Here is a 1,515-nt window from a genome sequence, read left to right as displayed (position 1 = left end):
AGCCCCTTCCGGATCACCCAACTCGCCTATGAGAGCCGAGGCCACCCCGGTGATGGTCGCGAAGACCCCTGCGACCACGATAGGGTAGATCGCGAAGGAGATAAGCGCGGATAACCAGCGCGCGAAATAATCCTTGGTCACTTCGAAGAGGGTGAGGAAGATCATCACCGGAGCGATCCCAATCAGGAGCGCGATCATCAGTCGAGAGGCCACGAGGATGAAAGCGGCCAGCCCGCCGAGTATCGAGAGCAGAAGCACCCCGACGATGTCGAGCATGGCCCCGGCCATCCAGTTCAGCTCTGATCCGGCTGCATTCAGGTAGTCACCCAGTTCTGAGATCAGCCGGTCGAACTCTTCTGCAAAGGTGCCGGAGGGACCGGGGGTGCCGCCACCGACCGAGGCGACAAGCGCGCCCGCAATGCTGTCAATGCCGGCCAGGATGGCGGAGGAGAGCGCGTTGAACTGCACCCAGTTGGTCGCGAATATCCCGATGAGGCCGATCTTGACTGCCAGCCAAAAGGCCGTTCTGCCGTCCATCGCCTTGTATTGGTAGATCATGTTCAGGAAGACGAGGATCACCACCAATGTTGTACCCACAACCAAAAGTGTGCCCACGGTCGCAGCGACGGACCCGAACTGGGTTTCCGCGGCGGTGTCGAGATAGGCTTGGGAGGTTTCAACGAAGTAGGTGACGACGCTCATCGGGGATCAGCCTTACCAATTGCCCGCGGCTTCGCAGATGGCCTTGGCGGCAGGGCGGGCGGCGTTGGCGCGGCGGTTGTAGGCGTCCGAGGCCTGCAGCATCTCCCATCGTTCGTAACTCGCGTGGACCTCGCGAAACACGGCCTCGGCTGCGTCCCAAGAGGGGAACCGGGTCGCGCAGTGGCAGCTGCCGGTCTCGACGACCCGCTCCAGATTTTGGGCGCGATAGATGTCCTGAACCAGAACCCGCTGATAGGCTTGGCGCAGGGGGATCTCCTGCATCCACATGGGCTCAGCAGGGCGGTCTGGACAGACGTTGAAGTTGCGCTCGAGGGTCGGCACGAGATTGCGCTCAGCGAAGCCGGGTGCCGACGTCAGGCCCAGGACCAGCGCAGTTAGTACGAGGGTACAGCCCGCCTGCCTCATGCCGTGGCTCCATCGGGTGTGGTTTCACGCTTCAGAAAGACCGTGTGTCCCACATTGGCGAATTCCGAGGAGCTGATCGACACGACCTCCCAGCCTTCCGCACCTTTGGCATTCAGGCTGGCCTGCATGTCGGCAAGGCTGGTCTTTCGAGTCATGGGAAAGGACAAGATATCGTATTCAAATGTCTTCATGGGGAAGTTCCAATCTCAGTTGCGCCGGGGAGGTAGAATTCGGTGATGCCGCGCCTGCCGTCATGGCGACCGGCCTGGATGATCACGTCGATGGAGTTCTCGATGTACTGGATCATGTCGGCATAGGTCATCGGGATTTCGGTCTTGAGTGCAGCGATCGCGAGCCGCTGCACGGCCAATTGCGGGGTTTCGGCAT

General features: G+C 60.9%; 3 protein-coding genes and 1 pseudogene. All 4 read right to left on the bottom strand.

All coding sequences use genetic code 11. The annotated features are described in order from the left end of the window. Positions 1-702: TrbL/VirB6 family protein (locus RID11_RS10655; RefSeq protein ID WP_350138741.1), on the bottom strand; the 702-nt coding region annotated here is incomplete at its 3' end. Between the two features lie 12 nt (positions 703-714). Further along, a complete protein-coding gene (locus tag RID11_RS10650; RefSeq protein ID WP_350138739.1) occupies positions 715-1,128 on the bottom strand; it encodes a hypothetical protein in 414 nt (137 codons plus the stop codon). Continuing rightward, on the bottom strand, positions 1,125-1,319 hold the full coding sequence (locus RID11_RS10645) for a DUF4177 domain-containing protein (protein ID WP_350138737.1): 195 nt from the start codon (positions 1,317-1,319) through the stop codon (positions 1,125-1,127). The genes RID11_RS10650 and RID11_RS10645 overlap by 4 nt, the downstream gene beginning before the upstream one ends. Next, positions 1,316-1,515 (bottom strand): annotated as a pseudogene (locus RID11_RS10640) (type II secretion system protein E); the annotation flags it as partial. The gene RID11_RS10645 and the pseudogene RID11_RS10640, both read right to left, overlap by 4 nt.

This window comes from Roseovarius sp. (assembly GCF_040219995.1).
Taxonomy (GTDB): Bacteria; Pseudomonadota; Alphaproteobacteria; order Rhodobacterales; family Rhodobacteraceae; genus Roseovarius.
Note: the sequence above shows the minus strand (reverse complement) of the source record. Positions and strands in the feature narration are given on the sequence as shown.